General features: G+C 41.4%; 16 protein-coding genes. 1 reads left to right on the forward strand and 15 read right to left on the reverse strand.

What is annotated here, in order from left to right:
* Positions 1–152 precede the first annotated feature (152 nt).
* The 5 genes from ACFX4I_RS03360 to ACFX4I_RS03380 form a co-directional block, all read right to left on the reverse strand.
* A complete protein-coding gene (locus tag ACFX4I_RS03360) occupies positions 153–1112 on the reverse strand; it encodes an ABC transporter permease (RefSeq protein ID WP_377419185.1) in 960 nt (319 codons plus the stop codon).
* Complete coding sequence (locus ACFX4I_RS03365; RefSeq protein WP_284471250.1) at positions 1113–2156, reverse strand: ABC transporter permease; 1044 nt, start codon at positions 2154–2156, stop codon at positions 1113–1115.
* Positions 2149–3684, reverse strand: a complete 1536-nt coding sequence (locus ACFX4I_RS03370) for an ABC transporter ATP-binding protein (RefSeq protein WP_089364408.1) — start codon at positions 3682–3684, stop codon at positions 2149–2151. The genes ACFX4I_RS03365 and ACFX4I_RS03370 overlap by 8 nt, the downstream gene beginning before the upstream one ends.
* A gap of 217 nt (positions 3685–3901) precedes the next feature.
* Positions 3902–4999, reverse strand: coding sequence for a BMP family lipoprotein (locus ACFX4I_RS03375; protein ID WP_309519262.1), 1098 nt, complete (start codon positions 4997–4999; stop codon positions 3902–3904).
* 162 nt (positions 5000–5161) lie between these two features.
* Positions 5162–5887, reverse strand: coding sequence for a GntR family transcriptional regulator (locus ACFX4I_RS03380; RefSeq protein ID WP_192204071.1), 726 nt, complete (start codon positions 5885–5887; stop codon positions 5162–5164).
* 304 nt (positions 5888–6191) lie between these two features.
* Between ACFX4I_RS03380 and ACFX4I_RS03385 the strand changes: the two genes are divergently transcribed.
* Positions 6192–6491 (forward strand): DUF6509 family protein, encoded by a 300-nt coding sequence (locus tag ACFX4I_RS03385; protein WP_230302742.1) that lies wholly within the window; start codon positions 6192–6194, stop codon positions 6489–6491.
* A gap of 30 nt (positions 6492–6521) precedes the next feature.
* Here ACFX4I_RS03385 and ACFX4I_RS03390 read toward each other — a convergent pair whose 3' ends face one another.
* From ACFX4I_RS03390 to ACFX4I_RS03435, 10 genes are all read right to left on the reverse strand, one after another.
* Positions 6522–8855, reverse strand: a complete 2334-nt coding sequence (locus ACFX4I_RS03390; protein WP_377419187.1) for a DNA translocase FtsK — start codon at positions 8853–8855, stop codon at positions 6522–6524.
* A gap of 239 nt (positions 8856–9094) precedes the next feature.
* Positions 9095–9322, reverse strand: a complete 228-nt coding sequence (locus ACFX4I_RS03395; protein WP_098370978.1) for a YlzJ-like family protein — start codon at positions 9320–9322, stop codon at positions 9095–9097.
* Positions 9319–10065 (reverse strand): ClpP family protease, encoded by a 747-nt coding sequence (locus tag ACFX4I_RS03400; RefSeq protein WP_309487155.1) that lies wholly within the window; start codon positions 10063–10065, stop codon positions 9319–9321. Before ACFX4I_RS03400 ends, ACFX4I_RS03395 begins: the two co-directional genes overlap by 4 nt.
* A gap of 128 nt (positions 10066–10193) precedes the next feature.
* A complete protein-coding gene (locus tag ACFX4I_RS03405; RefSeq protein ID WP_377419189.1) occupies positions 10194–11864 on the reverse strand; it encodes a ribonuclease J in 1671 nt (556 codons plus the stop codon).
* 283 nt (positions 11865–12147) lie between these two features.
* A complete protein-coding gene (gene dapA, locus ACFX4I_RS03410; RefSeq protein WP_098370980.1) occupies positions 12148–13017 on the reverse strand; it encodes a 4-hydroxy-tetrahydrodipicolinate synthase in 870 nt (289 codons plus the stop codon).
* Between the two features lie 47 nt (positions 13018–13064).
* Positions 13065–14291, reverse strand: a complete 1227-nt coding sequence (dapG, locus tag ACFX4I_RS03415) for an aspartate kinase (RefSeq protein WP_230302745.1) — start codon at positions 14289–14291, stop codon at positions 13065–13067.
* Positions 14292–14396: 105 nt separating this feature from the next.
* Positions 14397–15452, reverse strand: a complete 1056-nt coding sequence (gene asd / locus ACFX4I_RS03420) for an aspartate-semialdehyde dehydrogenase (protein WP_230302746.1) — start codon at positions 15450–15452, stop codon at positions 14397–14399.
* 213 nt (positions 15453–15665) lie between these two features.
* Entirely contained in the window at positions 15666–16268 is a 603-nt protein-coding gene (locus ACFX4I_RS03425) for a dipicolinate synthase subunit B (protein ID WP_230302747.1), read from the reverse strand.
* Positions 16265–17167 carry a dipicolinic acid synthetase subunit A gene (gene dpaA, locus ACFX4I_RS03430; protein WP_230302757.1) on the reverse strand — a complete coding sequence of 301 codons (903 nt, stop codon included), beginning with the start codon at positions 17165–17167 and terminating at the stop codon, positions 16265–16267. Before dpaA ends, ACFX4I_RS03425 begins: the two co-directional genes overlap by 4 nt.
* 227 nt (positions 17168–17394) lie before the next feature.
* Positions 17395–17664 (reverse strand): YlmC/YmxH family sporulation protein, encoded by a 270-nt coding sequence (locus tag ACFX4I_RS03435; RefSeq protein WP_230302748.1) that lies wholly within the window; start codon positions 17662–17664, stop codon positions 17395–17397.
* Between the last annotated feature and the right edge of the window lie 153 nt (positions 17665–17817).

The following is a 17817-nucleotide window of genomic DNA, read 5'->3' on the forward strand; positions in this document are numbered from 1 at the left end:
CCCTTTTAAACATCTACTTAAAATATACATGTGAAAGGAAAAATCATGCAAGTTACAGCTACTTTTTTTGGTATTTCACCAACTCACCAACACTTATGGCTCAATCTCAAAAGAAAAAACCGGTCAGCAAAGTTTACTGACCGGTTAAATACTTATCTTTTCCCTTTGATGTATGGCTGTCCGGATGCTTTCGGAGCATCTGCACGTCCAATGAAACCAGTTAGTGCAATGATCGTCAAGATATATGGCATAATTAATAAGAAAACGGATGGTATGTCTTTTATGAATGGCAGACTGGATCCGACAATACTTAAACTTTGTGCCAAACCAAAAAATAACGCAGCTCCCATGGCTCCAAGTGGATTCCATTTACCAAAGATCATTGCGGCAATGGCCATGAAACCTTGCCCATTTATTGTCGTATGACTGAAATCATTCGCAAATAAAGTCGCATGGATTGCTCCTCCGATACCAGCAAAAGCTCCTGAAAGAAGGACAGCTTGATAACGGATCTTCGTTACATTTACGCCCATTGTATCCGAAGCCATCGGATGTTCCCCTACAGCCCGGAGACGAAGTCCGAATGGAGTTTTAAAAATGATATACCAAACGATAATGGCTACGATAATGGCAAGATATGCAATATAGTAACCATTTGAGAAGAAGATTGGACCAATAAAAGGAATATCACTTAACAAGGGAATATCTATCCTCGGGAAAGTCTCCGTAATTATATCCGTCTGCCCTTTATCATAAATCTTCTTTACTAGAAATAATGTGAGTCCAACCGCCAGTAAGTTAATAGCAACCCCACTTACCGTTTGGTCCGCTCGGAATGTTATCGATGCCACTGCATGAAGAGCTGAAAATAGCAGGGAAGCAAGCATGGCGACAACAACGGATAGCCATGGTGTCCAAACTCCAAATACATCTGCATACATTAAGTTAAAAACGATTCCTGTGAAAGCGCCAATTACCATTAACCCTTCTAACCCTATATTGATAACACCAGATCGTTCAGAAAACACACCACCAAGCGCAGTGAAAATCAGCGGGGCAGCGTAAGCAATCATGGACGGAATGATGATTTGTAACACTTGATAAAAGTCCACTTATTTCGCCCCCTTCTTAAAGCGTTGCACAATCCAACGAATAAAATAACTTGATGCAACAAAGAATATGATTAATGCTATGACAATATCAACAATTTCACTTGGAATCCCGGTCTCCAATGGCATATTGATTGCCCCTGCTTTAAGACCACCGAACAAGAAAGCAGCTAACACGACCCCAATCGCTGAGTTGCCTCCTAGTAAGGCGACCGCAATCCCGTCAAAGCCGATTCCCGTGAATCCACCTTTAATGGCTGCATAGCCGAAAGTGCCTAAGCCTTCCATAGCTCCAGCAAGTCCTGCAAACGCACCAGAAATGACCATAGATAGAATAATATTTTTGTTTACGCTCATACCCGAATATTCCGAAGCCTGCTGATTAAACCCAACAGCTTTTAATTCGAAACCGGTTTTTGTTTTTTCCAGGATGAACCACATGATGAATACACAAATGATCGCTATAAAGATTCCCCAGTGAAGACGGGAGAAGTCTGTTAAACTCTCAAAAAATGGAGAACGAAGAGATGCTGTTTCAGCAATCCGTTCAGTTTTGTCCTGGTTATCAGAAATAACATTTTGAATTAAATAATTCGTTACATATAAAGCAGTGTAATTAAGCATGATGGATACAATTACTTCGTGCACACGGAATTTAGCTTTCAAATACCCAGGAATAAAAGCCCATAGAGACCCAGCTGCAGCACCAGCAAGCACTGCTAATGGTAAGTGAATGATCTTAGGAAGATCAAAAGCTACACCGACCCAAACCGCTGCAAGCCAACCTACAATTAATTGACCCTCTACTCCAATATTGAACAGTCCTGTCCTAAAGGCGAAGGCAACGGCTAAACCAGCAAGAATATAAGGAATGATCGTCCTTAAGGTTTCTCCAGCATAGTAGGAATCACCTAGGATTCCCGCTAACATTGCTCCATAACCTTCAACCGGATTATACCCACTGACCAACATGATAATGGCACCGGCGAGCAATCCGAGTATGACAGCAAATAATGGACTCGTTAATTTATAAAAATATTTAGACATTCTCTCTTTCACCTGCTTCCGAACGCTTACTTCCAGCCATTAATAATCCCAATTCCTGTTCTGTTGTTTCTTTAGGATCAACTATTGCAACGATTTCCCCTTCATAAATAACAGCGATTCGATCACTGACATTCATTATTTCATCTAACTCAAAAGATATGAGAAGTACAGCTTTCCCCGCATCACGCTGTTCAATCAATCGACGGTGGATGAACTCGATTGCACCAACATCCAATCCACGTGTGGGCTGTGCTGCAATTAGTAAATCAGGATTCCGGTCGACTTCACGACCGATAATTGCCTTTTGCTGATTACCGCCTGATAGTGCCCGTGCCGGTGTATATTCATTAGGGGTCCTGACATCATATTCTTTTATGATAGTACGAGCTTTTTCGAATATTTTCTTCGAATGTAAAATGCCTCCTGTTGAAAAAGGCTCTTGATAATAAGTTTGTAGCACGATATTTTCCCCAATGCTGAAATCAAGGACAAGACCATGTTTATGACGGTCTTCAGGTATATGTCCTACTCCAGATTCGGTGATTTTACGCGGTTTCATATTTTGTATTTGTTTACCGTTTAATGTTATAGTACCTGAAGCCACTTTCTTCAATCCTGTAAGTGCCTCGATAAGTTCAGACTGTCCGTTCCCATCCACTCCGGCAATTCCGATAATTTCACCGGCACGTACAGATAGGTCAAGGTTATGAACAGCTGATACACCACGGGAATCCTTCACTTCCAGATTCTTCACTTCTAAAACGACTTCTTGCGGAATTGCTACCGATTTATCTGTTTTAAAAACTACATCCCGCCCAACCATTAAACTGGCTAATTCATCAGGATTTGTATCCTTTACGTTCACTGTACCTATACCTTTGCCTTTTCTAATAACCGTGACCCGGTCGCAAACTTCCATAATTTCTTTTAACTTATGTGTAATCAGGATAATCGACTTTCCTTCTTTAATAAGAGCTTTCATAATCGTTATTAATTCTTTTATTTCTTGGGGTGTCAAAACCGCAGTAGGTTCATCGAAAATCAGAATTTCAGCACCACGGTACAAAGTTTTCAAAATCTCTACTCTTTGTTGCATCCCCACCGATATATCTGCGATTTTCGCATCTGGATCTACGCTTAAATGATATCGTTCAGAAAGTTCCCTTACCTCTTCACTCGCTCCCTTTACATTAACTTTCCCATATTTTGATGGTTCTTTTCCAAGAATGATATTTTCGGTAACTGTAAATGGATCAACCAGCATAAAATGCTGATGCACCATCCCAATTCCGAGGTCATTGGCAACATTCGGGCTTGTAATCTGAACAATCTGCTCATTTACTCGGATTTCGCCCTGTTCCGGTTGATATAATCCGAAAAGCACATTCATAAGCGTGGATTTACCAGCTCCATTTTCACCTAACAATGCGTGAATTTCCCCTTTTTTCACTTGAAGGGTTATATTATCATTTGCAATAATACCAGGAAATTCTTTACGAATATTAAGCATCTCAATTACATGTTCCACGTATAATCAACTCCTATAAAAATGAGGATTCTGATACCTAACTAGGAGATATTGATAAATTCCTAATAGTTCTCATTAATTGGTTTTCTTTTATAAAAAACCAAATGAAAAACTACAAATTCTTTTATAGTCTTTCATTCGGCTTTTTCTTCAGTATGAAGGAGGATTTGAAGGCCTTTGACAGGCCTTCTCCTCTCCTTATCATGTTATGCTTGAATTATTTAAATCCTAATTCCTTCAACTCTTTTTCTGTTCCAGGAGTTTTTTGTTCACCAGATTTAATTTTTTCAACATATTCTTCTACCGCTTTTAATGATTCCTTGGTTACATTTTCTTGAGATTCCGAAATCATAATTCCGTTTTCTTCAAGACCATATTCAATTGTTTCTCCACCAGGGAAGTTACCCTCTTTTGTCTTTTTCGCTAAATCTTGAACTGCTACATCCACACGTTTTACCATGGAAGTCAAAGTGACATTGTAGTCCTTGCCATCCACTTTCAATGCGCCTTCTTCTTTTTGGTCACGGTCTACCCCGATAACCCAAATGTTCTTTTTAGGATCTTTTTTCTTCAATTCCTTTGCAGATGTGAAGACGCCGTTTCCAGTTCCGCCAGCTGCTTGGTAAATGATATCAATTCCTGATGAATACATGTTGTTTGCCATTTGTTGTCCTTTTGCCGCATCACCAAACGATCCTGCATATTGTGCTGTAATTTTTGCATCAGGATTAACAGAGAGAACACCAGCTTTAAAGCCTACTTCAAATTTCTTAATTAGTTCAGAATCCACACCACCAATGAAGCCTACTTTATCCGATTTTGTCTGCAAGCCAGCAATAACTCCTACTAGGAATGACCCTTGCTGTTCTTTGAAAACGATGCTTGCTACATTATCTTGTTTAACAACACTATCAACAATTGCAAATTGAGATTTAGGCCGCTGTGTTGCTACTTCATCAACAGATTCGGCTAATGCATAGCCAATAGCGTAGATAAGATTGTAATCTTCTTTAACAAGAGTATTTAGGTTCGTCGTATACTCAGAATCTGATTTTGACTGAAGGTAATTATAGCCGTCTTTTCCTTTTTCCAATCCATTGTCTTTTCCAAAAGCCTGAAGGCCTTCCCAAGCAGATTGGTTGAAGGATTTGTCATCGATACCACCAATATCAGTTACCATCGATACCGTGAAGTTATCTTTGTTTTTCCCATTTGAAGATTCTTTATCATCATTCTCTGAATTACCACATGCCCCTAGTAGCGTACCTGCTGCAAGAACAAGTGAAAGAGCTAGACCTAATTTGCGCTTTTTCAATTTTTATCCCCCTAATTTACATAGTTTTTTGAGCAGGAATGTTCTGAAAAGTCATTTATGTTTGCGTTTTCACTTCTCGTTAATTTTTTTTTGCATACGTTTGATTTGGCTTTTAAGGAATCAAAACAAACGCTTGCATTCACCCGTATGCAGAGTCAAGGCCTACACACGTTTACGAAGAACATGAAAGCTGAACATATTGGCTTTAAAGTAGTTAACAGAATACAGGATAGGCTGGTCCCAATCATCCAGATGCATCTGCTTTAGAACGAGTAGTGCGGCTTCTGGAGAGCATTTAAGGATAGGAGAAACTTTCTCATGATATCCAATAGGCTCAATCTCCGCTACGGCATGCGTAATTTTCCGATGCGCATCTCTTTCCAAAATATCAAAAAGAGACTCATCATTACGGTCAAAATTTTCTGATAGTATAGATTCAGGAATTTTGTCAATACAGTAGACAACTGGCTCCCCATTCGCTGTCCTTACTCGCTCGATGATGACGATGCGTTCATCTGTTGAACAAGAAAACCTGCGTATATCCTCTTCTGTAGGTTCTTGGGCCGTCGAGCTTAAGAAAATCGTACCCGGCTTCATTCCTGCCTCTTCAATCATGTTCGTGACACTTTTTAATTGCTCGATACCTGAAGTGAACCGAGGTTTCGGATTGACGAAAGTCCCAACTCCATGGCGGCGAATGATGATGTTTTCTTCCTCTAAAATTCGCAGCGCTTCTCGAAGTGTCGCCCTACTCACTCCCAATTTTTTTGCAAGATCGAATTCTGAAGGGAATTTTTCATTTTCCTGATAGACTCCTGCTTCAATATCCTGCTTCAGGTAATCAATGACCTGCAAATATAAATGTCGACTATCTGATTTTATTGACATACAGTTTCCCCCAGCTAATTTCTTAAGACATCAGACCTCTGATGTTGAATCATTCCTACTAATCGAAAATAATATAACATTTTTTTTGATATAAATAAATAGTGTTTTACTATTTACTTTAAAAGAATTTAGGAGAAATTACCCTTCCCTGTGTCTTTCAATCTAGATATGACCGAGGAATTTGTACGATTATTCTCCTAAATCAGATAAATTTATTTTGAAAATGCAAAATGAATGCAGCTCTGTTCAAGATGATGTTTTCCTGTATAATAGGATTTATCTTCTTTGAAGGGATGTACACAAGATGTTAAAGATTACAGAATACACGATTGAAAAATTGAATGATCCATTTGGTATTTTGTCCGGGGAACGTTACGAGTTGTTCTTGGATATTGAAGTGCCTGAAGAGGATGAGCTCTTTTCAGAAAATGGTTTATATATCCGGGTGCTTTTTGTAGTGGAAGAACAAATAGGCAAATTGATTAAATATGATATTTTTGAAAAAGGGAACGAAGGCGCACTCGAATTCGATTTAGAAGAAGATGAAGAAGCGATGATTACCGACTTCTGCCTTAAACATTTAGACGAGGCGATGAATAATTAAAAAACCGGGCTGCAGCCCGGTTTTTTTCAACTATGATGAATGCGCTTCATCCTGTTCATCTTTAGTAACCAATACATTTCGTGGTTTACTGCCTTCATATGGACCGACAATTCCCCTCGCTTCCATTTCATCAATCAATCTTGCTGCCCGGGTATAGCCAATCCGGAAACGGCGCTGCAGCATGGAAACAGATGCAGTCTGCATTTCTACGATCAAGGACACCGCATCCCCGTATAAACTATCTTCGACTTCACCATTTGAAGTTTCTGCAATTTCATCCGGTATCATCTCTTCGTTATATTGTGCTTTTTGCTGTGAAATGACATATGTGACAACTTCCTCGACTTCATTGTCGGATAAAAAGGCCCCTTGAACGCGAACCGGTTTTGAAGCTCCTGCAGGCAGGAAGAGCATGTCACCCCGTCCTAACAGTTTTTCGGCTCCGCCCATGTCGAGGATCGTTCTTGAATCGGTCATTGATGAGACACTAAAAGCAATTCGAGATGGGATGTTCGCTTTAATGACCCCTGTAATTACATCTACGGATGGCCGCTGAGTGGCAATTATCAAGTGGATGCCCGCGGCACGTGCCATTTGTGCAAGCCGTGTGATGGCATCCTCTACATCATTTGAGGCGACCATCATCAAATCTGCCAGCTCATCGACAATGACTACGATATAAGGCAAGAGCGGTTGTTTGGCATCTTCTTCAATGTTATACCGGTTAATATAATCATTGTAGCCTTCAATATTACGGGTACCGGAATGAGAAAATAGCTCATAGCGCCTTTCCATTTCACTGACCACTTTTTGCAAAGCCTGTGCAGCTTTCTTTGGATTGGTCACTACAGGTGCGAGTAAATGGGGAATGCCATTATAGACATTCAACTCCACCATTTTTGGATCGATCATCATCATTTTCACTTCATGCGGTTTTGCCCGCATCAGAATACTCGTGATAATCCCGTTGATACAAACGGATTTCCCGCTGCCGGTAGCACCAGCCACTAGTAAATGCGGCATTTTATTAAGCTCCGCCTTAACCGCTTCACCAGAAATATTCCGCCCTAAGCCTATTTGCAGTTTTGCGTCAGGCTTGTCAACTTCTTTGGCCTCTAAAACTTCCCTTAATGACACCATTGCCACTTCGGAGTTAGGCACTTCTATTCCGATAGCCGATTTTCCGGGAATCGGGGCTTCGATCCTAATATCCTTTGCGGCAAGTGCAAGGGCCAAGTCATCGGATAGGCTGACAATTTTACTTACCTTCACCCCTACATCCGGATGGACTTCATATTTGGTTACGGCTGGGCCTAAATGAACTTGAGTGACCCTCGCTTTCACTCCAAAGCTATGAAAGGTGCGTTCAAGTTTTGCCGCATTTTCATGGATCAATTGGTACTCTCCGCTTTGGTCCGTTTTTTTGGGCTGCAGTAATAAAGAAAGAGGCGGTAAAAGATATTCTTTATTCTCCACTTCCGTAAAATTCATAGGCGGAACGGCGTCATCCTGTTCCTCTGCTGCATTTTCAGCTGCAGGTTCCGTAACTACGGGAATTATTTCGTTTTCGTCGCTATAGGCTTTATCAGCAAAGCTGGAAATGATCCGTTCGGTCGCCATTTGCTGTGTTTCCTCTTCTTGATGAAGGGGCTGATCCGTTTCCTCTACCGGATCGTTTTCCCGTTTCTTCTTTTTCACGGGATTCTTTTTCTTTTCTTTTTTGTCGTCATTCCACGTTTTCATATCATCTCTGAAAGCGGACCATTGCTTTTTGAAAAAGCCGCCAAGACCCCTGAAAAACTTGCCGAGGGTATCACCTAACGTTTTCCCGGTCAATAGGACGGCACCTACAATGATAAAAAGGAATGAAACGATTTTCGATCCAGCTTCGTCGAACAAAAAGTATGAGGCTGCAAATAATATCGCTCCAATCATACCTCCACCAAGGTCCTTTGTGCTGGCCTTGCCGGTCACTTCCATCCAGAATAGTTCCCATGTATTCGAAATGACGCTTGGCTTCGTAAACGGTCCTCCATCTGCAAGCATGTTAAACAGTGTCACATGACTTAGCAGGAGCATGCTCGCGACGAGAAAATACATCCCGACGAATTGCCGTTTTAACAGGTAAGGGACCTCCCTCTTTATCATCAAATAGAAGCCAGCTGCAATTGCTCCCAACAATAAGAGGATATACCATTCCCCCATGAAGAAGCGGATTAAAAAGACCGTCCCGTTTCCCACTGCTCCAAGCTTGGCAATGGCAATGATGGCCAAACCTATTAAAGTGAGGCCGATCAATTCATATTTAAGCGTTAGTTTTAACTTCTCTGTACTATTCTTTTTTCTGCGTTTCTTCTTTGCCATAATATCACCTGATTCTTCATGAAACTATTCTAACTTTCCTATTCAACATCATTACATGATTTCCCTTCTCGAAACAAACGTTCGCTCACTGATTATACCAAATATATATGTACCTGTCCTTGTTATATATACCATTTATTATTAAGACGAACATTTTGCCCATATAATGAATAAAGCAGCCAAGCGGCTGCTGATTTTCATTCCAGTATATCATAATTTACCTCAGTTAGTCGTTTTTACTAATGATTCATCTGTTCGAACACATTTATGACAGCCCCCGGCTGAATGTGTACATTCATATAATCTTCAGGATCCGTGCTTACAATTCGATCAATGCGAAACGTGCGGCCACCGTCATGTTCAACCATCACATGTACACCATTATAGATCATTTCTATTAAATTTGCCGTCTTCTCATGGTGGTGAGGGAAAATTATTTCTTCAGGAACGATCGTATAAAGCGTCATTGCAGAAGCCCCTCCTCTTCCCCCGCAATTTTTGGCCTTCTTTCTTCCATGAAGCTATTTAGTTTTCTCATGGCCTGGCCTACTCCTCCTACATCATCGATCATACCGATTTCAACTGCCTCGGCCCCGATTACATTCGTGCCGATATCACGGGTTAAATTTCCTTTAGCAAACATTAATTCCTTAAAACTTTCTTCCGAAACGTTGGAGTGCCGCGTAACAAATTTAATGACTCTTTCCTGCATTTTATCCAAGTATTCAAAAGTTTGAGGCACGCCAATGACTAGCCCTGTCAAACGAATGGGATGAATCGTCATCGTTGCTGTTTCTGCTATATAGCTATGGTCACACGAAACCGCAATCGGCACACCGATCGAGTGACCTCCCCCAAGTACAATCGAGACGGATGGCTTTGAAAGGGAAGCCAGCATTTCTGCGATGGCTAGTCCCGCTTCGACGTCTCCTCCGACTGTATTTAAAATGACAAGCAGCCCCTCTATATTGGGATTTTGTTCAATTGCCACAATTTGGGGAATAACATGTTCATATTTGGTCGTTTTATTTTGAGGAGGCAGCTGCATATGTCCTTCAATTTGTCCAATGATCGTCAAACAATGGATTTTTGAGTCCTGAGATAGTTGCGGAACATTAGTAGCCCCCAGCTGTTGAATCTTTTCGATTAAAGTTGAATTCTTACCTTCCTGCTTGCCTTCATTTTCATTTGGTAATGGTGCATTATCCACTATGCCAACCCCTTTCTCTTAAGCCTATAGCTTTATTATGTCTCGAGTCTCGGACTTCATTCTTCAAGATATAAGAGGTTTGACACAGAAAAAAGAACCCCTGACTCTTTAAACCAGGGGTTCCTTACTTAATATTCCATGATTATTGGTAAAATCATTGGGCGGCGTTTCGTTTTTTCATAGAAGAATTGGTTTAACGCATCACGCATTTCCTGCTTCAGCGTGGACCAATCAAAAGGTTGGCGCGACCCATTTTTCTTTACGATTTCACTTACTATTTCAGTTGCTTCCCCAATCATTTTTTCAGATTCGCGAACATATACGAAGCCCCTTGAAATGATTTCAGGTCCTGCTGCAATGCTTTTATCCTGACGGTTCAACGTGACCACTACAATCAAAATGCCATCCTGGGATAACAAGCGCCGATCACGAAGAACGATATTACCCACATCTCCAACACCGCTGCCATCTATCAAGATATTTCCTGCAGAGACTTTGCCGGAAAGACCCATTTTATTGCCCTTTAGTTCGATGACATCACCTTTTTCGGCAATTATGATGTTTTCACGTTTAATTCCCGCAGCAATCCCAACTTTTTGATGGGCATATAACTGGCGGTATTCCCCATGTACAGGGATCAAGAATTTTGGATTCATCAAATTGATCATCATTTTAAGTTCTTCCTGGCTGCCATGCCCTGTTACGTGCACTTTATATTTATTTGCAGATACCACTTCAGCACCTACCCTGTAAAGCAAATCGACGGTTTTGGATAAAATAAGTTCGCCGCCCTGTAGGGGGGATGCACTGATCAAAACTGTGTCTCCCTTTTTGATCGTTACCTGCTTGTGGGTCTGTCTTGCCATTTTTTGAAGTGCCGCAATGGGCTCCCCCTGATGTCCTGTCGATAACACGACGATTTCACGGTCGTCATACTGGCTAATTTCAGTAATCGGGATTATCAGCTCTTCTTCGACCTTTAAGTAGCCAAGGTTCAAGGCTGTTTCATAAACGCGTTGCAGGCTTTTTCCTACAACTGCCACTTTTCTGCGACTTGCTGCCGCTGCATTGAAAACATGTTGAATCCGGTTGATGTTCGAAGCGAAGCACGCTACGATGATCCTTCCGGAGGCTGCATGAAAAACCTCTGTAATATCTTTGGCCACAACTGCTTCTGAAGTCGTATAACCTGGCCTCTCGGCACCCGTACTATCCGAAAGCAAGCATAGGACACCTTCTTCACCGATACCAGCCATTTTACCGATTTCCGGTTTATATAGATCTGTTGCTGCTTGATCGAATTTGAAATCCCCAGTATAAACGATTGCACCTTCACGAGTGTGGATCACGACTCCGACGGAATCGGGAATACTATGGTTTGTCCGGAAAAAAGACACGGCTGCTTGAGGGAAACTTAAAAGAGAATCCGAATCGATTTCAGTGAATGTTGCCCTGCCGTTAAAGCCATCTTCCTTTAATTTCGTTTTGATTAAAGCTAGTGTAAGCTTTGTTCCATAAACAGGTGCCGGTAAATATTTCAAGACATAAGCAAGCGCTCCCATATGGTCTTCATGACCATGGGTAATGAATATCCCCTGCACCCGTTCCTTATTATCCATCAAATAAGAAATATCAGGGATAACCGCATCGATTCCGAGCATTTCGTCTTCAGGCAGCATTAACCCTGCATCAAGAAGATAGATGTCCTCATTCACCTCAACGACGTACATATTTTTACCAAGTTCCCCTTGTCCTCCAAGAGAAATGACTTTTATTCCATTATTTTTATCTTTACCCAATCGAATATCCTCCTTAAAAATTCCCGTTCATAATTTCCCAATGAATTCATTATAACCGATGTTTAAAAAACATGACAACACTTACCATTTTCAGAGGGACTTTTTCATTTAATTCAAAAAAACAACCTATTATGTTAGAGATTCTTTGTACTTTTATCCAATTTCGATTGATAATAAAAAAATTCAAATATTTTCATCCCGAAATCGGAAAGGATATCTCATTCATATACATCATTATGTAAAAACAAGCCAATCTTCAACGATCAGCTTGTTCCGTGTCTTTTTATTTATTTAATACCTTGGTTAATGCAAGGCGCTCCTGTTCCGTCAATGGCACGATTGGAAGTCTCACCGAGCCAACGTCAATTCCATTTAACTGAAGCGCTGTTTTAACAGGTGCAGGGCTTGGCGCTGCAAACAAACCTTTTATAAGCGGTAACAGTTCCTGATGCAGCCTTGCTGCCTCTTTCAAATTCCCACTGATGAAGGCCTCCACTATTTTCTGCAACTCATTACCAGCTATATGTGAAGCAACCGAAACTACACCCACACCACCAATCGCCAATACTGGGAGTGTTAAAGCGTCGTCCCCACTATATAACGCAAAATCTTCATCCGTGCCGGCTATGATTTGGGTCATAGCGTTTAAATCCCCGCTCGCTTCCTTAACGGCTACGATATTAGGAATTTTTGAAAGGCGGATGATCGTTTCCGGTTCAATGTTAATCGAAGCGCGCCCAGGGATATTATATACCATAACAGGGAGAGTCGTACTAGCTGCAATAGCCTTAAAATGCTGGTACAGACCTTCTTGATTCGTTTTACTATAATACGGGGCCACCAGCATTATCGCATCGGCGCCATTTTGTTCCGCTTTTTTTGTCAACTCGATGGAAGCATACGTATTGTTGCTTCCTGTACCCATGATGATGGGCACACGTTTTTCAACAACCTTAGAAACATGACGCAATAACGCAATTTTCTCCTCCGAAGATAAAGTTGGAGATTCCCCTGTCGTTCCCGAAAGCACAAGCGAATCGGTTCCATTCGTTAATAAGTAATTAACCAATGAAGTCGTCTTTTGAAAATCGACATTTCCCTTGCCATCGAAAGGGGTGACCATTGCGGTTGATACTCTACCAAATATCATCATCTAACACCTCTTTAATTTTTAAAACCTTTATTCATTAAAAAACCAGATCATTGGACTTCCCTTTCATGCAATTGAAATGCATAGTGCAGGGAATTAACAGCTTCTATTAAATCTTCCTCTTTTACGAGTACCCAAATTGTCGTATGGCTATCCGCTGACTGGAGAATGGCAATTTCCTTTTCGGAAAGCGCTGTGACAATCTTCGCTGCAACGCCTGGCACACCATTTATACCTGCACCGACTACTGAAACCTTGGCACAATTTCTTTCAATGACCGGTTCATGACCAAGCTCGGCCAAAATCGAGAGGGCAAGTTCTGTCATCTCTTCCGAAACGGTATAAACTACGCCGCTTGGATATATATTTATAAAGTCCACTGAAATAGAGGCATTGGCCATTGCTTTGAAAACTTCTGCCTGAAGATTATATTGATCTTTTTTCGCACGGACCTTGATTTGAGTGATCTTTGGTACATGGGCAATCCCGGTCACGAGCCTTTCACGTATGTCACTGCCCTGGCTTCCCTTGTTCATGCCTGTAACAAGGGTCCCCAAACCTTCGCTGTATGTTGACCTTATCCGAATCGGGACTTTCGCCTGCATCGCAATTTCAACAGCTCTCGGATGAATGACCTTCGCCCCTTGATATGCCATATTGCAAACTTCCGTGTATGAAACGATTGATAATGGACGAGCTTGATCGGCAATACGTGGATCTGCCGTCATGATTCCTTCCACATCCGTAAAAATATCGACGCGTTCAGCTTGCAATGCCGCACCTAATGCAGCGGCTGAAGTATCACTTCCACCACGGCCGATGGTCGTGATGTCCCCGTTTTTAGCCGCTCCCTGGAAGCCTGCTACAACGATTACATCCTTCACCTCAAGTTCTTTCATGAGACGGTCGCATTTCATTTCGATAATTTTCGCACTTGAATAGTCGGTATTCGTCAAGAATCCCGCTTGAGCTCCAGTATAAGCGACCGCATCAATACCATGTTCCAAGAGCATGTTCGTAAATACGACAGATGATATCGTTTCTCCAACTGACATAAGTAAATCCTGTTCCCGTTTTGAAAGGCTGGCTTTCGCTCCATTTACTAGGGAAAGTAAGGTATCCGTTGCATAAGGATCGCCTTTTCTTCCCATTGCTGAAACTACAACCACAACTTTATAGCCTTCTTTAATCGCATTTTCAATATGCCCCTTGGCAAATGAACGGCTTTCCTCATCGCGAACGGATGTACCACCGTACTTCTGGACGATAATTTTCATAATATGCACCCCAAATATAAGCCAGCTTCCCAATCCGGGAAGCTGACAAAAACTCTCTATCCTATTGGAATTTAATTTTCTATCTAGTTCATTAAAAATAAATTATTACTTAACGGTAACCAAACCTAATTTTAAAAGGCTCTCAGCAATTTGAACGGAATTCCAAGCTGCTCCTTTTAATAGATTATCGGAAACCACCCATAAATGGAAGCCTTTATCTTCATCCAAATCTTTGCGAATCCGACCGACGAATACATCATTCTTTCCGACGGATGAAGCAGGCGTAGGGTAAACTTGTTGCTCGGGTTCATCTTCTAACACTATTCCAGGTGCCGTTTTCATTAAATCTTTGATTTGAGAAGCCGCTATGCCTTCTTTTTCAACTTCAATGTATACAGATTCCGAATGACCTGTTACAACAGGAAGCCTCACGCAAGTTGCAGCCACTGGAAGGTCTTGCATATGCATGATTTTCTTTGTTTCATTAATCATTTTCATCTCTTCGAATGTGTACCCGTTATCTTGGAATTTATCGATTTGGGGAATGACGTTAAATGCGATTTGATAATGCTTTTCGTCCCCTTTTACCGGTAAAATCTTCGGATCTATTTCTTTTTCATCAAGCAAGTCACGAGCCTGTTCCTTTAATTCATTTATCGCTGCTGCACCTGCACCCGAGACTGCCTGATAGGTGGAAACGACAATTTTTGATAACCCGTATGTCTGGCGGATAGGTTCTAATGCCACAACCATTTGGATAGTTGAACAATTCGGGTTTGCAATGATCCCATTATGCTGTTTCAAGTCTTCTTCATTTACTTCAGGAACGACTAGCGGCACATTTTCATCCATGCGGAATGCACTCGTATTATCCACTACTATCGCACCGCGTTTCACTGCTTCTGGAGCCAATTCCTTAGACACGCTTCCTCCAGCACTGAATAAAGCGATATCGATGCCTTCAAAGCTTTCAGGTTTTGCTTCCTGCACTTCGATTTCTTCGCCCTTAAATGTAAGTTTGATTCCAGCGGAACGAGCCGATGATAAAAAGATGATTTTCTTTATCGGTAAGTCCCTTTGTTCGAGTGTTGAAATCATTTGTTGTCCTACTGCTCCAGTTGCTCCCACAACTGCAATACGCAATCCCTGTGTCTCAGTCATTTATCCATACTCCTTTTCTATCTCTTAAATTAGTTATTTATTGGATTTACTGCTTCTTGTTCAGAATATCATTTATTTTATCACATTAACATTCCAAAGGGTCGGACTTTAACAAAATATTCTGGTAGCGGAGTGGTTTTTCATAACTTCAACCTACAAATTTATGCATATATGTCAGTCGTTAGAATGCGGGCTGGAGGCAGAAATACTTGTTCAGACTAAATCATCCTTGAACCTTTCGACGATGACAGGTTGAATCTGTTCCCTTTCCAGTGCCGCTATGATCGTATCCCTTATCATGCTCATCCTTGCAACCATGGAACTTGGCTTGCCTGTGGGATTATCCTGGCCATATGGAACGAAATAAATATCTTTTGCAGCCATCAGCCTCATTAGATTGACACCATTTAACCCCAGTGCATCATTTGTTGATATCGCGACCACGACTGGACGGTGATTTCTCATCGTCGCTTTTGCAGCCATAAGTACTGGCGAATCGGTAAGAGCATTTGCCATCTTACTCATTGAGTTACCCGTTAAAGGAGCGATCACCATGCAATCAAGTGGCAATTTAGGTCCTAAAGGCTCTGCTTTGACGATTGTATCAACGACATGATTCCCCGTCAATTTTTCTATTCTTTCGACCCAATCCTCGCCCTTTCCAAAACGGGTTTCCGTGTTTTGAACTGTCGATGTTACGATTGGAATGACTTCCGCCCCTTCATTTACAAGTTTTTCTATTTCCGGGAACACTTCATCATATGTGCAATGTGATCCTGTTAATCCGAAACCAATCCGTTTACCTTTGAGACTCATATCAATTTCCCCTTCCTTTTCGTGAACTCGCCTTGTATCAATAGTCCCAGTGCATTCGCTAATATCTGACCAGCTGTTTTCGGGGCAACTATACCCGGCAGGCTTGGTGCCAACAGCGCCTTAATTCCCCTTTTTTCAGCGTAACGAAAATCCGTTCCTCCCGGTTTTGAAGCAAGGTCGATGATTAATGTATGAACGGGCATTTTGGCTATAACCTGTGCGGTAATTATCGGAAAAGGAATCGTATTGATACATATATCCACATTTTTCATTTCACCAGCAAGATCATTTAAATGAAAAGGGGCTAATGCCATTTCACTGATTCTCGCAATATCCTCGCTTTTTCTTGCCCCCACCTTCACTTTTGCTCCCAGTGCATGGAATGACCGGGCTACACTCATACCGACCCTTCCCAGTCCAAGAACGGCTACATTCGATCCATGGATCGTAAAATCCGTATGTTGAATGGCCATCATGATTGCACCCTCAACAGTGGGAATCGAATTATAAATAGCCACATCATCACGTTCGAACAATAGTACGAGTTTGCGATCCACTCTCTTGAATATCTCATCGAGGTAATCGTTACTGATTCCTGCATAAAAAGTGCAATGTGCCGGGGTCTTTTTTATCATTTCTTCAGTTAAAACAACCTCTTCACTGGAAAAAATCGTTTCTACTTTCCCATCTGAATCCGTGCCCCTGACAGGTAAAATAACTGAGTCTAGTTCCTTGAAATTTATATCTTCCATTTTTTCCTTAACCGCTCCGGTAAAAGCATGGTCAAGCTGTTCAAAACCTACCAATAATAGCTTTGCATCAAGCTCCGTCAGTTTACGGACAACTTCAAGCTGACGCGCATCTCCACCAATTACAGCGATTTGCATGCCTGTGAGCATTAAAACCGTCACCTTCTTTATATAAAAGATCCTAAACATTCCTTGCCCCGTGATACAATCCCTTCAGGAAGCAATTCGGTTTTTGCTACATTCTCTAGTTACCCTGCCATCTTATGTTTTTAGTTAAAAAACGGTGATAAGAAATCAAAAAACGCCTTAGCTATTGCCAGCTAAGGCGTTTTCGGGATTGCATTTCAAGAAATTCCAAGGAGTAGGCGCGAGCGTCATTATCCGTCCATTTGCTCTCCTTCTTTAAGCGAAAGTCCTTCTTGAAAATCAATGATGACCATATCCGCACCGATTTTTTTTATGTGATCCCATGGCACTCTTATTTCACTGCCATTCCTTAAAAGGCCGAACCATTTGACAGATGGGATGATCAACGAGGTAATTTGTCCAGTTTCATCTATTTCCAAATCCGTCTGACCAAGGATTCCTAATCTTTCCGCCCTATTCACATCGACTATTTCCTTACCGCTCAGTTCGCTTAACCTCAAATTTGGTTCCCCCTTTTTCGCCTTCTATTCAATCTATATCCGAAAAAGGTAAACTTAGAAGGCATTTATCCAAATATTGTCCAAAAAACTGGACCCTCCCACATTCAAAGAAAAAAAGCCTGACCTCCCTTTAATAAAAGGAAGGTTCAGACT

It is taken from the genome of Peribacillus sp. YIM B13472 (genome assembly GCF_042788005.1).
Classification (GTDB): domain Bacteria; phylum Bacillota; class Bacilli; order Bacillales; family DSM-1321; genus Peribacillus; species Peribacillus simplex_E.